General features: G+C 67.3%; 22 protein-coding genes and 1 pseudogene. 6 read left to right on the forward strand and 17 right to left on the reverse strand.

The window, feature by feature from the left end; genetic code table 11:
- The 6 genes from mftF to mftA form a co-directional block, all read right to left on the reverse strand.
- Positions 1–1,413 carry a mycofactocin biosynthesis glycosyltransferase MftF gene (mftF, locus tag AC5Y3Z_RS04720; RefSeq protein ID WP_473139328.1) on the reverse strand — a complete coding sequence of 471 codons (1,413 nt, stop codon included), beginning with the start codon at positions 1,411–1,413 and terminating at the stop codon, positions 1–3.
- A 49-nt stretch (positions 1,414–1,462) separates the two neighbouring features.
- Positions 1,463–2,161, reverse strand: coding sequence for a mycofactocin biosynthesis peptidyl-dipeptidase MftE (gene mftE, locus AC5Y3Z_RS04725; protein WP_473139499.1), 699 nt, complete (start codon positions 2,159–2,161; stop codon positions 1,463–1,465).
- A gap of 223 nt (positions 2,162–2,384) precedes the next feature.
- The gene (gene mftD, locus AC5Y3Z_RS04730; protein ID WP_473139329.1) at positions 2,385–3,560 is read right to left on the reverse strand and encodes a pre-mycofactocin synthase MftD; all 1,176 of its coding nucleotides are present in this window, start codon (positions 3,558–3,560) and stop codon (positions 2,385–2,387) included.
- Between the two features lie 2 nt (positions 3,561–3,562).
- Entirely contained in the window at positions 3,563–4,744 is a 1,182-nt protein-coding gene (gene mftC, locus AC5Y3Z_RS04735; RefSeq protein WP_473139330.1) for a mycofactocin radical SAM maturase, read from the reverse strand.
- The gene (gene mftB / locus AC5Y3Z_RS04740) at positions 4,741–5,052 is read right to left on the reverse strand and encodes a mycofactocin biosynthesis chaperone MftB (RefSeq protein ID WP_473139331.1); all 312 of its coding nucleotides are present in this window, start codon (positions 5,050–5,052) and stop codon (positions 4,741–4,743) included. The genes mftC and mftB overlap by 4 nt, the downstream gene beginning before the upstream one ends.
- Positions 5,053–5,054: 2 nt before the next feature.
- Positions 5,055–5,162, reverse strand: coding sequence for a mycofactocin precursor MftA (gene mftA, locus AC5Y3Z_RS04745; protein ID WP_463825799.1), 108 nt, complete (start codon positions 5,160–5,162; stop codon positions 5,055–5,057).
- A gap of 87 nt (positions 5,163–5,249) precedes the next feature.
- Here mftA and mftR point away from each other — a divergent pair, with 87 nt between their 5' ends.
- The 4 genes from mftR to AC5Y3Z_RS04765 are packed head-to-tail and all read left to right on the forward strand — an operon-like array spanning position 5,250 to position 8,691.
- The gene (gene mftR / locus AC5Y3Z_RS04750; RefSeq protein ID WP_473139332.1) at positions 5,250–5,843 is read left to right on the forward strand and encodes a mycofactocin system transcriptional regulator MftR; all 594 of its coding nucleotides are present in this window, start codon (positions 5,250–5,252) and stop codon (positions 5,841–5,843) included.
- Positions 5,840–6,889, forward strand: a complete 1,050-nt coding sequence (locus tag AC5Y3Z_RS04755; protein WP_473139333.1) for a DUF2332 domain-containing protein — start codon at positions 5,840–5,842, stop codon at positions 6,887–6,889. The genes mftR and AC5Y3Z_RS04755 overlap by 4 nt, the downstream gene beginning before the upstream one ends.
- A gap of 54 nt (positions 6,890–6,943) precedes the next feature.
- Positions 6,944–7,453, forward strand: a complete 510-nt coding sequence (locus tag AC5Y3Z_RS04760) for an RNA polymerase sigma factor (protein ID WP_473139334.1) — start codon at positions 6,944–6,946, stop codon at positions 7,451–7,453.
- Positions 7,450–8,691, forward strand: a complete 1,242-nt coding sequence (locus AC5Y3Z_RS04765) for a VOC family protein (RefSeq protein WP_473139335.1) — start codon at positions 7,450–7,452, stop codon at positions 8,689–8,691. The genes AC5Y3Z_RS04760 and AC5Y3Z_RS04765 overlap by 4 nt, the downstream gene beginning before the upstream one ends.
- On the opposite strand, the gene AC5Y3Z_RS04770 is transcribed toward AC5Y3Z_RS04765, so the two are convergent.
- The 9 genes and pseudogenes from AC5Y3Z_RS04770 to AC5Y3Z_RS04810 all read right to left on the reverse strand — a co-directional run bounded on the left by AC5Y3Z_RS04770 (position 8,688) and on the right by AC5Y3Z_RS04810 (position 17,939).
- On the reverse strand, positions 8,688–9,860 hold the full coding sequence (locus tag AC5Y3Z_RS04770) for an NAD(P)/FAD-dependent oxidoreductase (protein WP_473139336.1): 1,173 nt from the start codon (positions 9,858–9,860) through the stop codon (positions 8,688–8,690). The genes AC5Y3Z_RS04765 and AC5Y3Z_RS04770 overlap by 4 nt on opposite strands.
- A 25-nt stretch (positions 9,861–9,885) precedes the next feature.
- Positions 9,886–10,704 carry a mycofactocin-coupled SDR family oxidoreductase gene (locus AC5Y3Z_RS04775; protein ID WP_473139337.1) on the reverse strand — a complete coding sequence of 273 codons (819 nt, stop codon included), beginning with the start codon at positions 10,702–10,704 and terminating at the stop codon, positions 9,886–9,888.
- 66 nt (positions 10,705–10,770) lie between these two features.
- The gene (locus AC5Y3Z_RS04780; protein ID WP_473139338.1) at positions 10,771–11,574 is read right to left on the reverse strand and encodes an SHOCT domain-containing protein; all 804 of its coding nucleotides are present in this window, start codon (positions 11,572–11,574) and stop codon (positions 10,771–10,773) included.
- Between the two features lie 81 nt (positions 11,575–11,655).
- Positions 11,656–12,546 (reverse strand): annotated as a pseudogene (locus tag AC5Y3Z_RS04785) (PE family protein); the annotation flags it as partial.
- 174 nt (positions 12,547–12,720) lie between these two features.
- On the reverse strand, positions 12,721–13,911 hold the full coding sequence (gene tuf, locus AC5Y3Z_RS04790) for an elongation factor Tu (protein WP_463825790.1): 1,191 nt from the start codon (positions 13,909–13,911) through the stop codon (positions 12,721–12,723).
- A 109-nt stretch (positions 13,912–14,020) separates the two neighbouring features.
- The gene (fusA, locus tag AC5Y3Z_RS04795; RefSeq protein ID WP_463825789.1) at positions 14,021–16,126 is read right to left on the reverse strand and encodes an elongation factor G; all 2,106 of its coding nucleotides are present in this window, start codon (positions 16,124–16,126) and stop codon (positions 14,021–14,023) included.
- A 71-nt stretch (positions 16,127–16,197) separates the two neighbouring features.
- Positions 16,198–16,668 (reverse strand): 30S ribosomal protein S7, encoded by a 471-nt coding sequence (gene rpsG / locus AC5Y3Z_RS04800; protein ID WP_065159461.1) that lies wholly within the window; start codon positions 16,666–16,668, stop codon positions 16,198–16,200.
- Complete coding sequence (rpsL, locus tag AC5Y3Z_RS04805) at positions 16,668–17,042, reverse strand: 30S ribosomal protein S12 (RefSeq protein WP_055578870.1); 375 nt, start codon at positions 17,040–17,042, stop codon at positions 16,668–16,670. The genes rpsG and rpsL overlap by 1 nt, the downstream gene beginning before the upstream one ends.
- Before the next feature lie 246 nt (positions 17,043–17,288).
- Positions 17,289–17,939, reverse strand: a complete 651-nt coding sequence (locus AC5Y3Z_RS04810) for a TetR/AcrR family transcriptional regulator (RefSeq protein WP_463825788.1) — start codon at positions 17,937–17,939, stop codon at positions 17,289–17,291.
- A 210-nt stretch (positions 17,940–18,149) separates the two neighbouring features.
- Between AC5Y3Z_RS04810 and AC5Y3Z_RS04815 the strand changes: the two genes are divergently transcribed.
- Together AC5Y3Z_RS04815 and AC5Y3Z_RS04820 are read left to right on the forward strand one after the other, a co-directional pair.
- Positions 18,150–18,467: a DUF3060 domain-containing protein gene (locus AC5Y3Z_RS04815; RefSeq protein WP_463825984.1), complete on the forward strand. Its 318-nt coding sequence runs from the start codon at positions 18,150–18,152 to the stop codon at positions 18,465–18,467.
- Between the two features lie 34 nt (positions 18,468–18,501).
- A complete protein-coding gene (locus AC5Y3Z_RS04820) occupies positions 18,502–19,008 on the forward strand; it encodes a DUF3060 domain-containing protein (protein ID WP_473139339.1) in 507 nt (168 codons plus the stop codon).
- A gap of 120 nt (positions 19,009–19,128) precedes the next feature.
- On the opposite strand, the gene AC5Y3Z_RS04825 is transcribed toward AC5Y3Z_RS04820, so the two are convergent.
- Together AC5Y3Z_RS04825 and AC5Y3Z_RS04830 are read right to left on the reverse strand one after the other, a co-directional pair.
- Complete coding sequence (locus AC5Y3Z_RS04825; protein WP_473139340.1) at positions 19,129–19,890, reverse strand: crotonase/enoyl-CoA hydratase family protein; 762 nt, start codon at positions 19,888–19,890, stop codon at positions 19,129–19,131.
- Entirely contained in the window at positions 19,887–20,609 is a 723-nt protein-coding gene (locus tag AC5Y3Z_RS04830; RefSeq protein ID WP_463825785.1) for a PaaX family transcriptional regulator C-terminal domain-containing protein, read from the reverse strand. Before AC5Y3Z_RS04830 ends, AC5Y3Z_RS04825 begins: the two co-directional genes overlap by 4 nt.
- Between the last annotated feature and the right edge of the window lie 3 nt (positions 20,610–20,612).

The following is a 20,612-nucleotide window of genomic DNA, read 5'->3' on the forward strand; positions in this document are numbered from 1 at the left end:
TTACGTCCGAATCTGCGGCTTGAGTGCGCCGATGTTGCGTTCGCGCAGCACGCCGTACCACAGCCCGATGCCGTAGGCCAGATCGTCGACCCGCTTGAGCAGCAGGTAGGTCAGCAGCCCGATCGGCTCGGCGTCGTCGTCGACGGCGTCGCGGCGGCGAAGCCAGTCCGTCACACCGTCGACGACCGCCGCCACCAGCACGACCCGCCGGAAGTGCCGGGACAGGATCGCCGCGAACAGCGCCAGCGGCCAGTAGTGCCGACAGAGCGCCGACGCCAGTTGCAGCGCCGCCGACCACAGGCCCCGGGTGGCGACCACGACCACGTCCCACATCGTGGTCTCGGCGCTGCGCATGACCCGCGCGATGCGCCGGCCCGTCAATACGGCGATGGCCACGGACGCCAGCTGGGCCAGGCCGCTGCCGAGCGACATCAGGATCCAGGCGATCAATGCCCACCCCGAGATGACCACCGGCGCGGTCTTGTCGGGGTGGCGCACCGACAGCGGAGCCGCCGACCCGCCGTAGAAAGCCTTGCGCGCTATCCAGACCCGGAGCTCGGTCCGATGGTCGTGCGCAACCCGCGCGATCGGCTCGTAGCGCAGCCGGGCACCGGCTTCCACCAGGCGCCAGCACAAGTCGACGTCCTCACCGGAGTGCATGGTCTCGTCGAAGCCGCCCACTTCCCGGATCGCCGAGGTCCGGCAGACGATCGCGGCGCTGGGCACGTAGGACACCGTGCTGTGCGGCAGTACCGGCGCCTCACGCAAACCCAGGTCCAGCGACGAATGCACCGCTTCGTAGCGGCTTATCACATTCTCGGTCGGCGTCAGGCCGACGATGCGGGGCGCGACCAGTGCGACAGTCGGGTCACAGAAGTGACCGAGCAGAGCTTCCAGCCAGCCGCGGCGCGGTGCCACGTCGGAATCCAGGAACGCGACGAAATCGGTAGAACACGCGGCCAGCCCGGTGTTGCGGGCGGCCGCCGGGCCTCTGCTGCGGACGTGATGCAGCACTTCGACGTCACAGTGGGCACCGGTGAAATCTTCCAGTTCGACCGGGCGGGAGGAACCGTCGTCCACCACGATCACCCGCAGCCCGCGCAACGACGCCACCAGTCGGCGGAGACCGGATACGTTGTCGCGCACCGGGATAACGACCGTGACATCGCGGTGCGACGGTCCCGTGGCCGGGCGCGGGTGGGCCACCGTGGCGTCGAGCAGGGTGCGGGCCAGCTGGGCGCTGAGCTCGTCGCTGACCTTCAGGCGACCGTCGGAGAGCATGCTCTGGGCGGCCGGCGCCAGCCGCAGCAACCGGGTCGGCGACCCGCCCAGCAGCGCCTTGCCGTCGCCGAGCACCCGCACACGACGATCGACCTGTACCGCAAACCCGTCCGGCAGGCGGGTCTGCGTCATGTGCGCCGCTCCTCGGCATCGCCGCACCTCTGCACCGTCGCCGGCGCCGTCATGTCAGCATCCCGTCGCCCGCAGGCAGCCACCGGGCAATTCGACGCACCCCATCGTCGACCATTTCAGCAAAGATCCTTTTCCCCTCGACCGCCGTGGCAGTTGTCGGATCACCCAGCACGCCGATCTGGCTCACCGCCGCGACCCCGCCGCGGCGCATCGCGGGCAGCAACTCACGCAACGGCGCCTCGTTGCCGGCGAGCATCGCGTCGGTACGCACCTCGTCCGGCGAAATGAGCAGTAACACCGACGTTTCGGTATGCCCGGCATGCGCGTCACCACCGGCTGTCACGCACGGGCACCAACCGACGTCGCGACCTTCGGATCGCAGCACGCTGGTCGCCCGGCCCAGCGCCGGCACATTGCCGCCGTGCCCGTTGACGAAGACCACGCGCCCGGCCCAGCAGGTTGCCGAGCGGCCGAACTCCACCAGCAGGGTGGTCAAGGCCTCGGTGCCGATCGAGATCGTGCCGGCGAAGTCCTGGTGCTCGCCGCTGGCGCCGTAGGCGATCGCGGGCGCCACCAGCCAGTCCACCCGCTCGGCGATCGCACGGGCGACGGCCGTCGCGATCCGGGTGTCGGTATCCAATGGCAGGTGCGGCCCGTGCTGCTCGGTGGATCCGAGCGGGACCATTATTGACGGCGGGGCGGATATCGAGAGTTGCTTCGACGTTGCACTCCCCACCTCGCCGAGCATTGGCACTCGCCGATGGTAGGCCGAATTAACCTGTCGTGCACCAATTGTTGCACTACCTATTCAAATTTTTTCTGTCCACATTGATCCAGTACGCGAATTCGATGCTCGTTCGCCACGACTGCCCCGCCCGTACCATGTTTGCCGGATTCGTCATTTAAAGCCCTTTCGGCGCAACCACATTTGTGGTAACCGCAGAGCGCCACCCGAATCGGGGGGGCACCGCTCAGCCCACGCCCAACGTCCGGGTGAAGCCGTCCGGAACCAGGATGTCGTCGGCACTGAGCTCGTGCACGGACGAGTGCCCGAGGCCCATCAACGCCGAGTCGATGCCGCCGCGCAGGATGTCGAGGACGTTCTCCACGCCGGGTTGGCCTGCTGCGGCCAGCCCCCACAGGTAAGCCCGCCCGATCATCACCGCGCGGGCGCCCATCGCCACCGCTTTCACGACATCGCTGCCGCGGCGGATTCCCCCGTCGAACAGCACTTCGACCTGGTCGCCGACGGCGGCCGCGACAGCGGGCAGGGCACGGATCGACGCGGGCGTGCCATCCAGGTTGTTGCCCCCGTGGTTGGACACCGAGATCGCCGAAACACCGGCGTCGACAGCCCTTTTGGCGTCGTCGACGCGCATCACGCCTTTGAGCATGAACGGTCCGCCCCACAGATCGCGCAGCCAGGCGATGTCTTCCCAGGTCGGCGGCGGCGTCCCCATCCACTCGCCGTAGGCGTTGAAGAACGGCGGGCCGGGCTCGCCGCGGCGGCCCTGGTTGGGCACCCGCAGGTCCGGCGGCCGCAGCGTCTTGCCGAACTTCCACAACCACCGCGGCTTGGTGATCGCCTCCGGCGACATCCGCAGCATGGTCTTGAGGTTCATCGCCTCGGGGATCTTGGGGCTGCCCCAATCCCGGCCGTGGGAGAACGTCCAGTCGGTGGTGACGATCAGGCCGACGGCACCGGCCTGTCGGGCCCGCTCGACGCGCGCGGCGATCGCGTCCCGGTCGCCGAGCCAGTAGATCTGGAAGAAGATCTTCGGGTTCGCCGCCACGACCTCCTCGATCGGCTTGCTGGCGAACGACGACAAACCCATTGCCGTGCCGCGAGCGGCCGCCGCCCGGGCCACGGCCACCTCCCCCTCGGGGTCGACCGCCTGCACGCCGGTGGGGGAAATGAGGACCGGCAGGGAAATGTCCTGGCCCATAACAGTGGTCGCGAGGTCGCGTTTCTCGCTGGCCCCGACGACGTGCGGGGCAAAACCGAGTTCGCTGAACGCCGCGACATTGTCGGCGACAGTGACGCCTTTTTCGCTGGCCGAAATCAAAGACGAATAGACCGATTTCGGTAGCCGCCGCTTGGCACGCTGTTGGGCAATGGCAACAGTTTCAAACCATTGGTCTGCCATGGCTATACGGGACTTTCGTTGCAGATCCGGCTCGGTGGCCGCATCGAGAGCGTGAGCGGCACCGGGGTGCTGATGCGGCGACCGCGGGAGTGATCGACGCGCGGCCGGGGCGTCTCGCGTTCGGTCGCCAGCGCCGGTGCGCCGTAACCCTGGACGCATTCGGGGTCGGGCCCGTCCAGCGGTAGGCCGGTGAAGAATTTGGCGGCCATACAGCCGCCCCGGCAGCTGTCGTAGTGTCCGCAGCTGCCGCAGGCTCCCGCGGACTGCGGCTCGCGCAATTCGCGGAACAGCGGCGCGTTCTTCCAGACATTGTCAAAGCCGCCGTCGGACAGCACGTTGCCGGCCAGGAAGCGGTCGTGGATGGCGAACGGGCAGGCGTAGACGTCCCCGACCGGGTCGATCAGGCACACCACCCGTCCGGCGCCACACATGTTGAGCCCGGCCAGCGCACCGGCGGAGCCCAGCGGGGCCAGGTGGAAGAACGAGTCACCGGTGAGCACCCGCTCACCCTTGGCGACCAACCAGTCGTACAGCTGGACCTGCTGCTCGGCGGTGGGGTGCAGCTCCTCCCAGACATCGGCGCCGCGACCTGAGGGGCGCAACCGGGTGATCCGCAGCGTGGCGCCGTAACGGCTTGCCAGCGCGGCGAATTCGTCGAGCTGACCGACGTTGTGGCGGGTGACCACCACCGAGATCTTCGCATCCCGGAAGCCGGCGTCGGCCAGGTTCTGCAAGGCACGCACCGCCATGTCGAACGAGCCGGCGCCGCGCACGGCGTCATTGACCTCGGCGGTCGCGCCGTCCAGCGAGATCTGCACATCGACGTAATCGCTGGCGGCCAGCCGCGCAGCCACCTCGGGACTGATGCGCACACCGTTGGTGGAGAACTTGACCCCGACGTGGTGTGCGGTCGCATAATCCACCAGTTCCCAAAAGTCCGGGCGCACAGTGGGTTCGCCGCCACCGATGTTCACGTAGAACACCTGCATGCGTTCCAGCTCGTCGATGATGTCCTGGCACTGGCGGGTGGACAACTCCCGGGGGTCGCGTTTGCCCGACGATGACAGGCAGTGCACGCACGCCAGGTTGCAGGCGTAGGTCAGCTCCCAGGTCAGACAGATCGGCGCATCCAGTCCGTGCTCGAACTGCTCGATGAGCCGGGGCACCTTGGCCGGTGCGGTCATTCGTCCTCCTGCGGCAGCAACATCGTGGAATCGGCCAACACGCGCAGCGCGTGTAGATACGGGCCCTGGTCGGCGTCGTCGACGCCCGCGGCCTGTAATGCCGAGCGCACGTCGGGATGCTCGGCCAGTGACCGCACCACCGTCAGAATGGTGCGGTTTTTCAGGAACGAGAGCTTGCGGGTGCCGAAGTGATACAGCAGCGCGCCAAAGGGTTCCGGCCGAACGGCCACCTGCGGGTGCAGACGCCAGCCGCGGCCGGGGTCGAACGCGGCTGCGTCGAGCTGCCCGGCGTGCGCGGGCACCGCCACGGTCAGTAGACCCCGCACATACCGTCGATGGACACCTCTTCGACCAGCGTCTCGGAGACCAGCTCGGTCTCGTTCTGGTTCTCGTTGTCCATCGTGTCGTCGTTGTTCACAGCGTTCCCTTTCGCGCGGGTCTCGACAATCCTGAGTGGTTCTGGTCACAATATGGCATCGAGTGCCGAAAAGGAAGGGCGGGGGCGATGCTGCACGGGTCACGGGTCGGCCGGCGCCGCTCGACGACTCCGCTGCACATCGCCGACATCGCCATCGACCTGTTCGCCGCCCGCGGTTTCGCCGACGTCAGCGTCGACGACGTCGCGCAGGCGGCCGGAATCTCCCGGCGCACCCTGTTCCGCTACTACGCCTCCAAGAACGCGATCCCCTGGGGAGAATTCGACAGCTACCTGAGCCAACTGCAGGAGCTGCTGGACGACGCAGACCCTGCGGTGCCGCTGCGCGAAGCACTGCGCACCGCGCTGCTGGCCTTCAACACCTTCGACGAATGCGAAACGGCGCGACACCGCCAACGGATGCGGGTGATCCTGGAAACCGCTGAGCTACAGGCATATTCGATGACGATGTATGCCGGCTGGCGCGAGGTGATCGCCGGGTTCGTCGCGGCCAGGACGGGGACCAAGACCACCGATCTGCTGCCCCAGACCGTCGCCTGGACGATGCTCGGCGTCGCACTGAGCGCATACCAGTACTGGCTCAGCGACGAGTCATTGGCGTTGCCGGCCGCGTTGGGCAACGCCTTCGACGTCGTCGGCACCGGGCTGGACGGGCTCGGGTGAGCCGCAACGCACACCTGCTACACACGCTGCGCTCCCAGGGCCGTTTCTGCGCAGCCGCCGGGTCGACCATGTACGGCGAGCTGTCCGAGCGGGTGGCCGCCGACGTGGAGTCCGGCGGCGTATTCGCGACCGTCCTCGCCGGCTACCACGACGCGCCCGCCGGGCACGCGGTGCCGCTACGGCTGCTCGGTGGCCTGCACCGGCTGGTGCTCGACGGACGGGCACCGCAACTGCGGCGCTGGTATCCCAGCATCGGCGGCACCTGGGATGCCGAAGCCGCGTGGCCGGAGATCCGCCGGGTGGCCGCCTCGAGCGTCGAGGCGTTGCGCGCATCGCTACAGCAGCCGCCGCAGACGAACGAAGTGGGCCGGGCAGCCGCCCTGATCGGGGGTCTGCTCTGCATCAACCACGATTTCGGTTACCCGATAAGGCTTTTCGAGATCGGCGCGAGTGCCGGACTCAATCTGCGGGCGGACCGGTATCACTACCGGTACCCCGGCGGGCGGTGGGGCCCGAACGACTCCCCGGTGCTCATCGACGGGGCGTGGCAGGGCCAGTTGCCGCCCGGGGGCGAGGTGCGCATCGTCGAGCGGTGTGGATACGACATCGCCCCCCTGGACGTCACCGGCACCGATGGGGAACTGACCCTGCTGAGCTACGTGTGGCCCGATCAGGACGCCCGGATGCAACGCCTGCGGGGGGCCATCGCGGTCGCCCGCGAGGTGCCGGTGCAGGTGCAGCGCCGGACGGCAGCAGATGCGGTGCAAGGGCTCACCCTGGCCGACGGGACGCTGACCGTGCTGTGGCATTCGATTACCTGGCAGTACCTGTCCGCCGAGCAGCGGGCTGCGGTGCGCGCCGGCATCGACGAGGTCAGTGGCCGCGCCACCGCCCGATCCCCGTTCGCGCATCTGACCATGGAGCCGGCCCGCGACGGACCCGGTGCGCCGCTGAAGTTCCTGGTGCGCGCGGCCCGGTGGCCGGGCGCGGATAAGCCGGTGCTGGCCGAGTGCCATGCGCACGGCCCGCCGGTGCGCTGGCAGTAGAAATTTCTTCGGACCGGGCGTCGGATTTCGGGCCGTCAACGCGACGATAGTGGTGTGAGCGCCCAACCAGACCGCCACGGCGACGCGGCCCGTGCGCTGTTGGCGCTCTACGACACGGCACTGCCGGTGGTGTACGGCTACCTCGTGCGCCGCTGCCGCGATCAGGGCACCGCCGAGGACCTCACCTCGGAGACCTTTCTGGCCGCGATGGACGCGGCCCGCAAGCCGGACCCGCCCCCGATCGCGGTGCCGTGGTTGCTCGGAGTCGCGCGACACAAGCTGGCCGACCACTACCGGCGCCGAGCCGATCCCGAGCCGGTGGCCGAACCACCGGTGGATGCCGTCGACGAGTGGGACGCCGAACTCGATCGGCTGGTCGCCGAGAGTGTGTTGACCCGGTTGAGCGATTCGCACCGCACCGTGCTGGTGCTGCGCTACATGGACGACTGCAGCGTGGGCGAATGTGCCGCACTTATCGGGCGCACCGTGCATGCGACCGAGGCACTGCTGGTCCGCGCGAAAAGAGCGTTCAGAAAAGAGTATCCGGAAGGAGGCACGTCATGAGTCGGCCCGACCCGTTGCGCGTGCTGCACACCGTTGACCTTCCGGTGCAACCCGATCCGGCCTTCGCCGCGCAGTTGCGCCGGCGGCTGGCGGCCACCTTGGCACTACCCGCAGAAAGGATCGACATGACCAGTACCACCAATCCGCAGGGGACCGAGGTAGTTCCGCGGCCCGCGGCGCTGCCCTACCTGTGCGTGGCCAACGCCCGCAGTGCGCTGTCCTGGTACACCGACGCCTTCGGTGCTGTGCTCGCCGGTGAGCCGATTGTCATGCCGGACGGCCGAATTGGGCACGCGGAGATCGCATTGGCCGGTGGCGTGCTCTACCTGGCCGACGAATATCCCGAGCTGGGCTTGAGAGCTCCTGAGCCAGAAGCGGTTTCAGTGAGCCTGATGCTCCAGGTGGCCGACACCGATGCGGCGCTTCGGCGGGCGCGTCAACACGGCGCCGAAGTGGTACGCGAGATCGGTGAAAGTCATGGGTCGCGCAACGCGACCATCGTCGACCCGTTCGGCCACCGCTGGATGCTGACCGGACCTGTCGGCGCTGTGATTCAGCCGGGCGACCTCGGATCCATCTCGATGCGGGTGCCCGACGCAGATCGCGCAGCCGCGTTCTACGGTCACGTCCTGGGCTGGAGTTACGACCCCGGGACGCATCGGGTGACCAACACCGACCTGCCGACCGGCATCCACGCCGCCGCGGGGCGGCCGACCCTGATCTGCTGCTACGCGGTTGCCGACCTGACGACCGCCCGCGCAGCGATCACCGCAGCCGGTGGCACACCCGGCGAACTACGTCAGACCGAGCGCGGCACACTCCTCGATGCGACGGATTCGCAGGGCGCGGCCTTTGCCGTCCTGGCAGCGACACCGGGACGGAAACGCCCGGAGCTCAACGGGTCCGGGCCCGGGGAGCTGTCGTATGTCACCTACGAGACGGCCGATTCCGCTGCGTTCCGCGACTTCTACGGTCAGGTGCTGGGGTGGACTTTCGCACCGGGCCGGATTGCCGACGGGTGGCAGGTGCTGGACGCCCACCCGATGTCGGGTGCTGCGGGCGGCAGCACGCAGCCGGGTGTCGTACCGATGTGGACCGTCGCCGACATCGAGGCTGCGGTGGCGCGGGTCCGCGCGGCCGGCGGCACCGTGCTGGCCGAACCGTCGCAACAGCCCTACGGGCTGTCTGCCGAATGCGCCGACGACCAGGGCGCGCGGTTTTACCTGGGGCAGTTCTAGCCGAGCATCTCGGCGATGGGCGTGGCGTTGGCGATCTTGGCGCGGACCTTCATCACCTTGCCGGGCAGGCCGCCTCCGACCACCCCGACGAACACCCCGTCGCGCTCGTAGTACGCCAGGAACTTGCGCCCGTCGTCCTCGATGAGGTGCACGATGTCGGTGGCCTCGGGTTCCCCCAGGCACTGGATCTTGACGTCGTACTGGTCGCTCCAGAAATACGGGACGACGACGTTGGACGGCACCTCGGCCCCCAGCATGGCGGGCACCACCACCCGGGCCTGGTCGGCAACGTTGCTCCAATGTTCCACGCGCGCTTGGTGTCCCGTCGCATCCTTCCAGGAAGCAACGTCGCCGAGTGCCCAGACGTGCGGCGCGCTGGTGCGTCCGGCCTCGTCGCAGACGACGCCGTTGGCGACGTCGATGCCGCTGTCGGCCAGCCAGTCGGTGGCCGGCAGTGATCCGATGCCGACGACCACCAGGTCGGCACTGATCTCGGCGCCGTCGGTGAGCACCACCGTGTCGACGTGACCCGCGCCGCGGACCTCGGCCACTCCGAGTCCGGTGCGCACGTCGACGCCCTCGGCGCGGTGCAACCGGGTGACCAACGCACCGATCTGCTCGCCGAGCACCGATGCCAGCGGTGTCGGCTGCGGTTCGACCAGGACCACGTCCACGCCGAGGCCGCGGAGGCTGGCCGCCACTTCGCAGCCGATGAACCCGGCACCGATGACCACCGCTTTTCTCGATGCTGCCGCATGGGTGCGCAGCGCCATGCTCTCGTCGAAGGACCGCAGCACCCGGACGCCCTCGAGATCAGGAAAGCTCGGGATGCGGCGCGGCACCAAGCCGGTTGCGATGACCAACTCGTCGTAACCCAGCTCGCTGCCGTCGGCCAGGCTCACCGTCTGAGCGGTGGTGTCCAGACCGGTGGCCGCCGCACCAAGTCGCAGCGTGATGTTCTTGTCGTCGTACCACTCGCGCGGCTTGAGGGCGACGTCGTCGACCTCGCTGCGCAGCACTTCCTTGGACAGCGGCGGCCGGTCGTAGGGCAGGTGCACTTCGTCACTGACGATGGTGACAGGGCCGTCGTACGCTGCCCGGCGCAATTGCTCGGCGGTCCGGGCGGCGGCAAGCCCACCCCCGACGATCACGATTCCGTTGTTGGTCACGTGGAGTTCATAGCACGATGGCCGGTCAGTACTTTAGGGCACCCTTATCCACAGGTATCTGCGTGCCCGACAACGTGCCCGAGCCGGCGCCCGCCAACCACACCACCACATCGGATACTTCGTCGGGGCTCATAAACCCCTTGTACTGCATCGGCATTGGCGGGAAGGCGTGTACGAACCGGGGATGCCTGGCAAACACCTCCATCATGGCCTCCGGCTCGATCATCGGGGTGTCGACCGAATACGGGTGGATGGAGTTGACGCGGATTCCGAACTCGCCGAGTTCGATCGCCAGCGTATTGGTGAGCGCGGTGAGCCCGTATTTACTGGCCGCGTAATGCCCGTTGCCTGGCGTGGCCTTGATACCTGCTGCGGAGCTGACCACCACGATGGCACCACCGTTGCCGGCTTCGATCATCGCGGGGATGGTGGCCCGCAGGGTGCGCCAGGTGCCGGTCAGATTGACCCCGATCACGGTGTCCCACTGCTCGTCGGTGAGCTCCCACACCCGGCCCCAGCCCAGCACGCCGGCGTTGGCGACCACGACGTCGAGCCGGCCGAACTGTTCCACGCCGTCGGACACCAACTTTCGCAGCGCTGCGTCGTCGCGGACGTCGACCTCCCGCGCCAGCACCTTGCGACCCTCGGCCTCGACGGCACGGACGGTCTCGGCCAGGTCCTCCGGCGTGGACGGGGGGTAGGTCAGATGGTCCGAGACCGGGGCGCAGATGTCGGAGGCGATGATGTCGGCGCCCTCCCGGGCCAGCCGCACCGCGTGCGACCGACCCTGGGCGCGCGCGGCGCCGGTAATGAAAGCGACCTGTCCTTGCAGTGATCCAGCCACGTGTCGTCCTTTCGCCGCTGTCAGGCTAGCAGCGAAACTGAAACGTGTTCTAGTGCGTCCCGCAGATCAGATTTCGGCGATGATCTGAGCCCGGCGAGTGGCGTATTCGTGGTCGTTCAGCACACCGTCGGCCCGCAGCGACTCCAGCTCCTGCAGCCGGTCGGCGATCGAGGCCTGCGGAACCACGAACTCCGCGGCCGGCGCCGCCTGCTGACCGGCTGCCCGACGCACCACGGCCAGGACCTGCTGGCGCAGCGCCGGATGGGACCGGATATCCACCATGCGGTTGAACGGGAGGTTGTTGGCCTTGAGGATCTGCAGGATCTCCAGCAGCGGGCCGGCCTGTCCGCTGAGGTCGTAGGTCCGGTTGTCTTCCTCGACGGTGAACTGGGCGGGCAGCTGGCCGGTGACCAATGCGCTTCGCTCCCAATCGATTTGGTATTCGTTCGAGCCGGGATCGACCAACACCACGCAGTTACGGGAAGTCAGTATGCCCAGCCGGCCGACGCTGGCTCGCACCCGGTCCTCGCTCTCGAACGGCGCGATGCCGGGCCCCGAGATGTGCAGGCGCACCTTGACCACCGGTTGGTCGTTGATCGAGGTCCCGGTTTCGGTGAGGCCGATGATCTGTGCCAGCGCCAGCACCCCGTGCTGCTCCAGGAACTCCGACCTGGCCTGCGCGTTTGCCCCGTAGTAGGTCAGCGCTATCGCGATCAGCACATCGGCGATCGTGATGAGCAGGCCGACGTAGAACATCCAGGACATCCACTGGCCCAGCCCGGCGGCAAAGTAGACGACCAGGAAGATCGGCCCCACCAGACCACCGCACAACAGCACCAGCAGTTGCATCTTGATATACCGCGCCAGCATGTGACCGCCCTTTGAGACGCCGGAAAGTTGCTGCCACAGTAACGCCCGCGGTCCGGCTACCGATCACAAGAAGAATCTGTTACCGCCCGGCGAATTGACACCGGTGGTGATCCCTGGCCCACCGTTGCCGCCGTCGACGCCAAGCAGGAACCCGCGGTGACCGCCCGCTCCGCCGACGCCACCCAGGGCACCGAATTCCAAATACCCCAAGCTCGATCCGCCTGATCCACCGGGGCCACCTGTTCCGCCGTCGCCGAATATCCACGCCGACCCACCCGCGCCGCCGGCGCCACCAGCGGAGGCATATATGCCTGTGAAGGCACCGAATTGGTACTGCGCACTGGCCCCGGTGCCACCCCGTCCGCCGGCACCGCCGTCGCCGTACAACAGACCACCACGCCCACCCGCTCCTCCGTTCGTACCGGCGCTATACCCGGTGCCGTCCGGCCGGAAGGCGCCGTTGTATCCGGCACCGCCGGCACCACCATTACCGAGCAGGCCCGCCGAGCCGCCTCGTCCGCCGGCCATTCCGATGGCATTGCTTGCGCCGCCGGCGCCGCCGTTGCCCCACAGGATCCCGCCGTCCTCGCCGGCCAGTCCGGGTGCCCCTGCTCGCCCGTCACCGATCAGCGGGCGGCCCAGCAGCAGTCGGGTGGGGGTGTTGATCGCGTCGAGCAGTTGCTGTTGCACGTTGGCAGCTTCGGCCGCGGCGTACTGCGCAGCGCCACCGTTGAGCAGTTCGACGAACTGGTCATGAAAGAGCGCCGCTTGTTCGCTCACCACCTGATAGGCCTGCGCATGCGCATTGAACAACGACGCGACCGCGGCCGACACCTCGTCGGCTCCAGCGGACAGCACCGCCTGGGTCGGCAGTGCGGTGGCGGCGTTCGCAGCACCGAGGGTAACGCCGATCCTGGCCAGATCCGCCGCGGCGGCGGATACACAATCGGTTGTGGCAGTAACGAACGACATTCGACCCTCCTGACTCGGACCCGGTGTGAGCTGAGCCTACGGACGGGCGCTGCCATGCGCTTGCGTAGTCGACTACCCCAAAAAGGCAGCAGACGCAAACGCCCCCGAAAACCTTCGCTTTCGGGGGCATTTGCGTCTGGCGGCCGGGCGTGGCCCGGGCAACGCTGTCAGAAATTACTTGATGATGTTGGTGACCCGGCCGGCGCCGACGGTGCGGCCACCTTCCCGGATCGCGAACCGCAGGCCCTCGTCCATGGCGACGGGCTGGATCAGCTTCACCGAGATGTTGGTGTTGTCACCGGGCATCACCATTTCGGTGCCCTCCGGCAGCGTCACCACACCGGTCACGTCGGTGGTGCGGAAGTAGAACTGCGGACGGTAGTTGTTGAAGAACGGCGTGTGCCGGCCGCCCTCGTCCTTGGACAGGATGTAGACCTGGCCCTCGAACTCGGTGTGCGGCGTGGTGGTGCCGGGCTTGATGACGACCTGGCCGCGCTCGACGTCTTCACGCTTGACACCACGCAGCAGCAGACCGACGTTGTCACCGGCCTGGCCCTGGTCGAGCAGCTTGCGGAACATCTCCACACCGGTGACCGTGGTCTTGGTGCTGGTCGGCTTGATGCCGACGATCTCGACTTCCTCGTTCACGTTGACCACGCCGCGCTCCACACGACCGGTGACCACGGTGCCGCGGCCGGTGATGGTGAAGACGTCCTCGACGGGCATCAGGAACGGCTTGTCGGTGTCGCGAACCGGGTCCGGGATGGACTCGTCGACCGCGTCCATCAGCTGCTCGACGGACTCGACCCACTTCGCGTCGCCCTCGAGCGCCTTGAGCGCCGAAACCCGCACGACCGGAGCCTCCTCGTCGAACTCCTGGGCGGCCAGCAACTCGCGGACCTCCAGCTCGACGAGCTCGAGCAGCTCCTCGTCGTCCACCGCGTCGGACTTGTTCAGGGCGACCAGGATGTAGGGCACACCCACCTGGCGGGCGAGCAGCACGTGCTCACGGGTCTGCGGCATCGGGCCGTCGGTCGCCGCGACCACCAGGATTGCGCCGTCCATCTGGGCGGCACCGGTGATCATGTTCTTGATGTAGTCGGCGTGGCCGGGGGCGTCGACGTGCGCGTAGTGACGCTTCTCGGTCTGGTACTCGACGTGCGCGATGTTGATCGTGATACCGCGCTGACGCTCCTCGGGGGCGTTGTCGATCTGGTCGAACGCCTTCGACTCGTTCAGGTCGGGGTACTTGTCGTGCAGGACCTTGGTGATAGCCGCGGTCAGGGTGGTCTTGCCGTGGTCAACGTGACCGATGGTCCCGATGTTGACGTGCGGCTTGGTCCGCTGGAACTTCGCCTTCGCCACTTCTGTGTCCTCCTGGACTGTTGGTGCTTAAAAAAGCAGTGTTGATTTTTCTGGTTTTGTTCTTGCCGCGGTGCTAACCGCGTCAGCCTACTCGCAGGCTTCTCCGGGCCTACTCCCCCGTCGCCTTCGCGATTATTTCCTTCGACACGTTCGCCGGCACTTCGGCGTACGAGTCGAACACCATGGAGTAGTTCGCCCGGCCTTGCGTCTTGGACCGCAGGTCGCCGACGTAGCCGAACATCTCCGACAGCGGCACGTGCGCCCTCACGACGCGCGCACCGGCCCGCTCCTCCATGGCCTGAATCTGACCACGGCGGGAGTTCAGGTCGCCGATCACATCACCCATGTAGTCCTCGGGGGTGGTGACCTCGACGGCCATGATCGGTTCCAGGATCACCGGCTGGGCTTGCGCCGCAGCCTTTTTCAGCACCTGCGAACCGGCGATCTTGAACGCCATCTCCGACGAGTCGACCTCGTGGAAGGCGCCGTCGAGCAGGGTGACCTTCAAGTTCACCAGCGGGTAGCCGGCCAGCACGCCGTACTGCATCGCGTCCTGGGCGCCGGCGTCCACCGACGGGATGTATTCCCGTGGGATGCGCCCACCGGTGACCTTGCTCTCGAACTCGTAGGTCGCGCCGTCCTCGCTGGTGAAGGGCTCGAGGGAAATGAGCACCTTGGCGAACTGGCCCGAGCCGCCGGTCTGCTTCTTGTGGGTGAACTCGACCTTCTCCACGGTCCGCTTGATGGTCTCCTTGTAGGCCACCTGCGGCTTGCCGACGTTCGCCTCGACCTTGAACTCGCGGCGCATCCGGTCCACCAGGATGTCCAGGTGCAGCTCGCCCATGCCGCCGATCACGGTCTGGCCCGTCTCGGCGTCCTGGTGCACCTTGAAGGTGGGGTCCTCTTCGGCGAGCTTCTGGATCGACAGGCTCAACTTCTCCTGGTCGCTCTTGGTCTTGGGCTCGATAGCCACCTCGATCACCGGATCGGGGAAGGTCATCGACTCCAGCACGATCTGGTTGTTCGGGTCGCTCAGGGTGTCACCGGTGGTGGTGTCCTTCAGGCCGATCACCGCGTAGATGTGACCCGCCGACGCGGTCTCCACCGGGTTCTCCTTATTGGAGTGCATCTGGAACAGCTTGCCCAGCCGCTCCTTCTTGCCCTTGGTGGCGTTGATGACCTGGCTGCCGGAGTCGACCTTGCCCGAGTACACCCGGACGTAGGTGAGCTTGCCGAAGAACGGGTGCGAGGCGACCTTGAACGCCAGCGCCGAGAACGGCTCGTCCGTCGACGGCTTGCGCACGATCTCCTCGTCCTCTTTGCCCGGCGGGTGGCCGATCGCCGGCGGCACGTCGAGCGGGGAGGGCAGGTAATCGATGACGGCATCCAGCATGGGCTGCACGCCCTTGTTCTTGAACGCGCTACCGCACAGCACCAGGTAGGCCTCGGAGTTGATGGTGAGCTTGCGCAGCGCACCCTTGATCTCCGCGGTCGACAGCTCCTCGCCGCCGAGGTACTTCTCCAGCAGCGTCTCGTCGGTCTCGGCGACCGCCTCGATCAGCTTGGTGCGGTATTCGTCGGCCCTCTCCTGAAGGTCGCCGGGGATGTCGACAGTCTCGTAGGTCTCACCGAGCTTGGTCTCGCCGCGCCACACCTTGGCCTTCATCTCGACCAGGTCGACGACGCCCTCGAAGTCGCCTTCGGACCCGACGGGCAACTGGATCGGGATGACGTTGGCGCCCAGGCGCTCTTCCATCGTCCGGACCGAGAAGTAGAAGTCGGCGCCGATCTTGTCCATCTTGTTGACGAAGCAGATCCGCGGCACGTCGTATTTGTCGGCCTGCCGCCACACCTGCTCGGATTGCGGCTCGACACCCTCTTTGCCGTCGAAAACGGCCACGGCACCGTCGAGAACACGGAGGGAACGCTCCACCTCGACGGTGAAGTCGACGTGGCCCGGGGTGTCGATGATGTTGATCTGGTTGTCATTCCAGAAGCAGGTGGTCGCTGCGGACGTGATGGTGATGCCGCGCTCCTGTTCCTGCTCCATCCAGTCCATGGTTGCGGCGCCGTCGTGCACCTCACCGATCTTGTAGCTGATACCGGTGTAGTAGAGGATGCGCTCGGTCGTCGTTGTCTTGCCGGCGTCGATGTGCGCCATGATGCCGATATTGCGGACCTTCGTCAGGTCGGTCAGCACGTCCTTCTGTGCCACAGAAGTCTTCCCACTCTTTCGTTGCTCAGTAAATCGCTATCGGTTGCACCCAGCGTGTCCGCTGGTGGCTGTCACCAGCGATAGTGCGCGAAGGCGCGGTTCGCCTCGGCCATCTTGTGGGTGTCCTCACGCCGCTTGACGGCGGCCCCGAGGCCGTTGGAGGCGTCCAGGATCTCGTTGGCCAGCCGCTCGATCATGGTCTTCTCCCGGCGCTGCCGCGAGAAGCTCACCAGCCAGCGCAGCGCCAGCGTGGTGGACCGGTCCGGACGCACCTCGACCGGCACCTGGTAGGTGGCACCACCGACGCGGCGGCTACGAACCTCCAGGGCCGGCTTGACGTTGTCGAGTGCCCGCTTGAGGGTGATGACCGGATCGGTGCCGGTCTTGTCGCGCGCCTGCTCGAGCGCCGCATACACGATGCGCTCGGCCAGCGACTTCTTTCCCTGCATCAGCACCTTGTTCACCAACTGGGTGACCAGCTGCGACCCGTATACCGGGTCGTTGACCAGCGGGCGCTTGGGTGCGGGGCCCTTGCGCGGCATCAGCTCTTCTCCTTCTTGGCGCCGTAGCGGCTGCGCGCCTGCTTACGGTTCTTCACGCCCTGAGTGTCCAGCGACCCCCGGATGATCTTGTAGCGAACACCAGGCAGGTCCTTCACACGTCCACCACGCACCAGCACCATCGAGTGCTCCTGCAGGTTGTGGCCTTCGCCGGGGATGTAGGCAGTGACCTCGACCTGACTCGTCAGCTTCACACGCGCCACCTTGCGAAGCGCCGAGTTCGGCTTCTTCGGGGTGGTGGTGTAGACACGCGTGCACACGCCGCGGCGCTGCGGGCTGCCCTTCAGGGCCGCGGTCTTGACCTTGGCGACCTTGTCACGGCGACCCTTGCGGACCAGCTGATTAATGGTTGGCATCTACCGGCTTTCTCTGTTCTCGTTCACGTCAAGTCTCTGTACTGCAGTTATGCCCTCGAAGGGGACCTCGCGCTCCCCCCGCGTGCGGGCGTGTCGCATACGGCCGAGCACCGGAAGCACTCCGATGCTGCGCGGACATGCGAATTAGCCCGGCATTCGTTCCCTTACGTCAGGCGCCGTAAGCCGCCAGGCACGAGCCACCACATTACCCGCCAGCGGTCTGGCAGGTCAAAGCGACGGCGACGGCTAACGGGTCAGGCGGCGATCCCCGGAATGGGGGGTGCGCGAGTCCATGCCGGCCGCCAACCGCAGCACCATGTCAGTGAACACGGCGTCGGTGTCGATGTCGTCCATCACCCCGGTCATCTCCAACAGCACGAAGCCGTGCATCGCCGACCAGAATTCCAGCGCCGCGTAGAACGCCTCGTCGCCCTCCAAACCGTAGGAAGCCAACACCGCGATCACCGGCCCGGCCGCATTCTTGGTCGCGGCGGAATATTCGGGGTCGTCCCCGCCGAAGGGCATCCGGGTGAACGCCGAGTACCGCCCCGGGTGGTGGTGGGCGTAGCTGCGATAGGCGCCCGCCATGACCAGAACGGCATCATCGCGGGCGCGCCCCTCGCCGACCCGATTCAGCATGGTGATGATGTCGTCGACGACCCGGATGCGCACCGCGCGGCGCAGATCCTCGAGGCTGTCCACGTGGTTGTACAACGATGGACCCTTGGTCCCGAGCTGGGTCGCCAGCGCGTTGATGGTCAGGGAATCCCAGCCCTCCCGGTCCAGGAACGTCAGGGCGCCTTCGACGATGCCGTCGCGGCTGAGCTTTGCTTGGCGGGCCCCGGTTCTCCCGCCGCGAGCGCGCCCACCGGACGGCGGATCGGGCTGAGCTGCCATGGCGAATTCGCCCTTCGATCGGAGCTACCGGTGTGGGTCAACTAATGACTCTAGTTGACCGGGCCGCCCAACCCCCGCTGCACAGCAGTTGGGTCTGTCGTCCGAGCGGCCGTTGCCCGTAGGCTCAGACCCACATCTCCCACCCGACGAAGGGGGGCCGCAGTGAAATGGACAGCCGCCGGCGCAGCGCTGGCATGTTGCGTCACCACCATGGCCGTGACCGCCCCGGCGGCGCAGGCCAAGAACGGCGACACCCACATCACCGGGCAGGGCGTGGAGACCACGATTGACTGCAACGATTCCACGCTCATCGTCAACGGGACGTCGAACATCGTCACCGCCAAGGGCACCTGCTGGGCGGTGACGATGATGGGGACGTCCAACACGGTCATCGCCGACACCGTCATCAATGACATCACCGTGTACGGCTACGACGGGACGGTGCTGTATCACAACGGAGATCCGGTCATCTGGGACCGCGGCCGCGAGCTGGGCATGGTCAACCGAATTCAGCGGGTCGGTCCCTGACCGGGGACCTCAACATGGAGGGTATCGAGTAACTATGCGCGCCAATACATTTGGTAACTCCTCTCGAGCTTCACGGGCGGCCGCTGCGGTAGGCGCGCTGGCCATCGTGGCCGCCGGCGGGCTGGTCGCGTGCAGTTCGACCGCCAGCCCACCGGGGGGCAGTACGGCGTCGTCGTCCTCGAGCAAGTCCTCGTCGAGCTCGTCGGGCAGCGGTACCGCGGAGAGCACCAGCGACGAGAACCCCACCCTGAGCACGACGGTCGAGGTGGGTGACACGGTCGTCTACGCCTACATGGGGCAGACCGCCACCATCTCGTGCGAGCAGGGCAAGTCGTTGAACGTGACGGGTTCGGACAACACTCTGACCGTCAACGGCAGCTGCGAGACCGTGAGCGTCGGTGGCACCAAGAACAAGATCACCATCGACACGGTCAACACCCGCATCACGGTGCTGGGGATGGACAACACCGTCACCTACAAGAACGGTGAGCCGAAGGTGAACAAGATCGGCCCCAACAACACAGTGACCAAGGGCGGCTGACCTACGCCGAACACCGCGGGCTGCTGCAGGTCGTCGCGGCGCGCGCGGAACTGGAACCGGTACGTCGGGCGTCGACCCCGGCTGCGAGAGCGCCGGCGACCGGTCCCCCCTCCTCCAACGCTAGGCGCGGGCTCCGTGCCGGCCCGCACCGGCAGCGAAACGTGCTGCGCCGTCCAATGTTTCAGCCGCCACCCGCGACATGCTGCCGAACTCGACATCCATCGCCGCGGCCTCTGTCATGCCCCACTGACCCAGCGCCGACATCCGGTCCGCCCGCAGGCACTGCTGCGGCAGCGCCGCCAGCTCGGCAGCGAGTTCCTCGGCGCGTTGCCGCGCTTGGCCGGTGGGGACGACGCGGTTGGCCAGCCCGATCGCGTGAGCCTCCTCGGCGTCGACGGCGCGGCCGGTCAGGATCAGATCCATCGCGCGGCTGTGGCCGATCAGCCTGGGCAACCGCACCGTCCCGCCGTCGATCAGCGGGACACCCCACCGCCGGCAGAACACCCCGAACACCGCGTCCTCTTCGACCACCCGCAGGTCGCACCACAGCGCCAACTCCAGGCCGCCCGCCACCGCGAACCCGCTGACCGCGGCGATCACCGGCTTGGACAGCACCATCCGGCTCGGACCCATCGGGCCGGGTCCGGTGCGATGCACCGGGTTCGACTCGGGTGTGCCGATCGCCTTGAGATCGGCACCGGCACAGAAGGTTCCGTTGTCGCCCCAGAGCACCGCGACCGACGCCGTCTCATCTTTGTCGAAGTCGTCGAACGCGGCGTGCAGCTCCAGCGCCGTCGGGCCGTCGACGGCATTGCGGGCGTGCGGCCGGTTCATGATCACCGTCGTCACCGGCCCGCCCTTCTCCACTCGCACACCGCTCATCGTCGGGCCTCCGTCAATTCGACACCGTCGCGCCGCGCGACCAGTTCGGCGGCGAAGTCCTGGTAGGAGTGGCGCAGCGCGGCGCCCGGCCAGTCGGCGGGCAGCAGCGCGTCGGGCAGCACCGGGTCGGTCAGCAGGTGGCGCACCACCGCGGCGGCCACGGTGAACCGGGTCGGGATGTCAGCGGCTGCCATGCCGTCCAGCAGCTCGCGGCCCCGCACCGCCCACCCTGACAGGTCCCACAGCTTTGCGGCCAACCCGGGCGGGTCGGCGTCGCGGGCCGTCAGCATCCGCACCCGCTCGACCACCTCCGGGCCCAGGTCGACCACGACGTTGTCCGGACGCATCCAGACCCCCTCCCGCAACTCGCCGAAACGCTTGTCCTGCAGAGTGTTCCGCAGCGAGGCACGGGTGGGCGCGTCGGTTCCGACGCTGGTGACCACCAGCATGGCCCAGCTGCCGTCCCAGTCCCGCCGGCGCGGATTGATGGCATCGTCCTGGCGGCGCTGGCGGGCGAGCAGCCGATCCGAGAGCCGGTAGCCGTCGGCGGACCGGATCAGGTCGCCGGCGCTGACCATGCGGGTCAGGGCCACCCGCAGTGTGGATTCCTTGATACCGAAATCTGCTGTCAGCCGGATCAATTCGCCGGCATTCGCCCAAGCCGGGTGGGCACCCAGCAGCACGCTGAGCACTACCGACCGGGCGGTCATCCTGCGCATGTC

The organism is Mycobacterium sp. NGS61, from assembly GCF_059812325.1.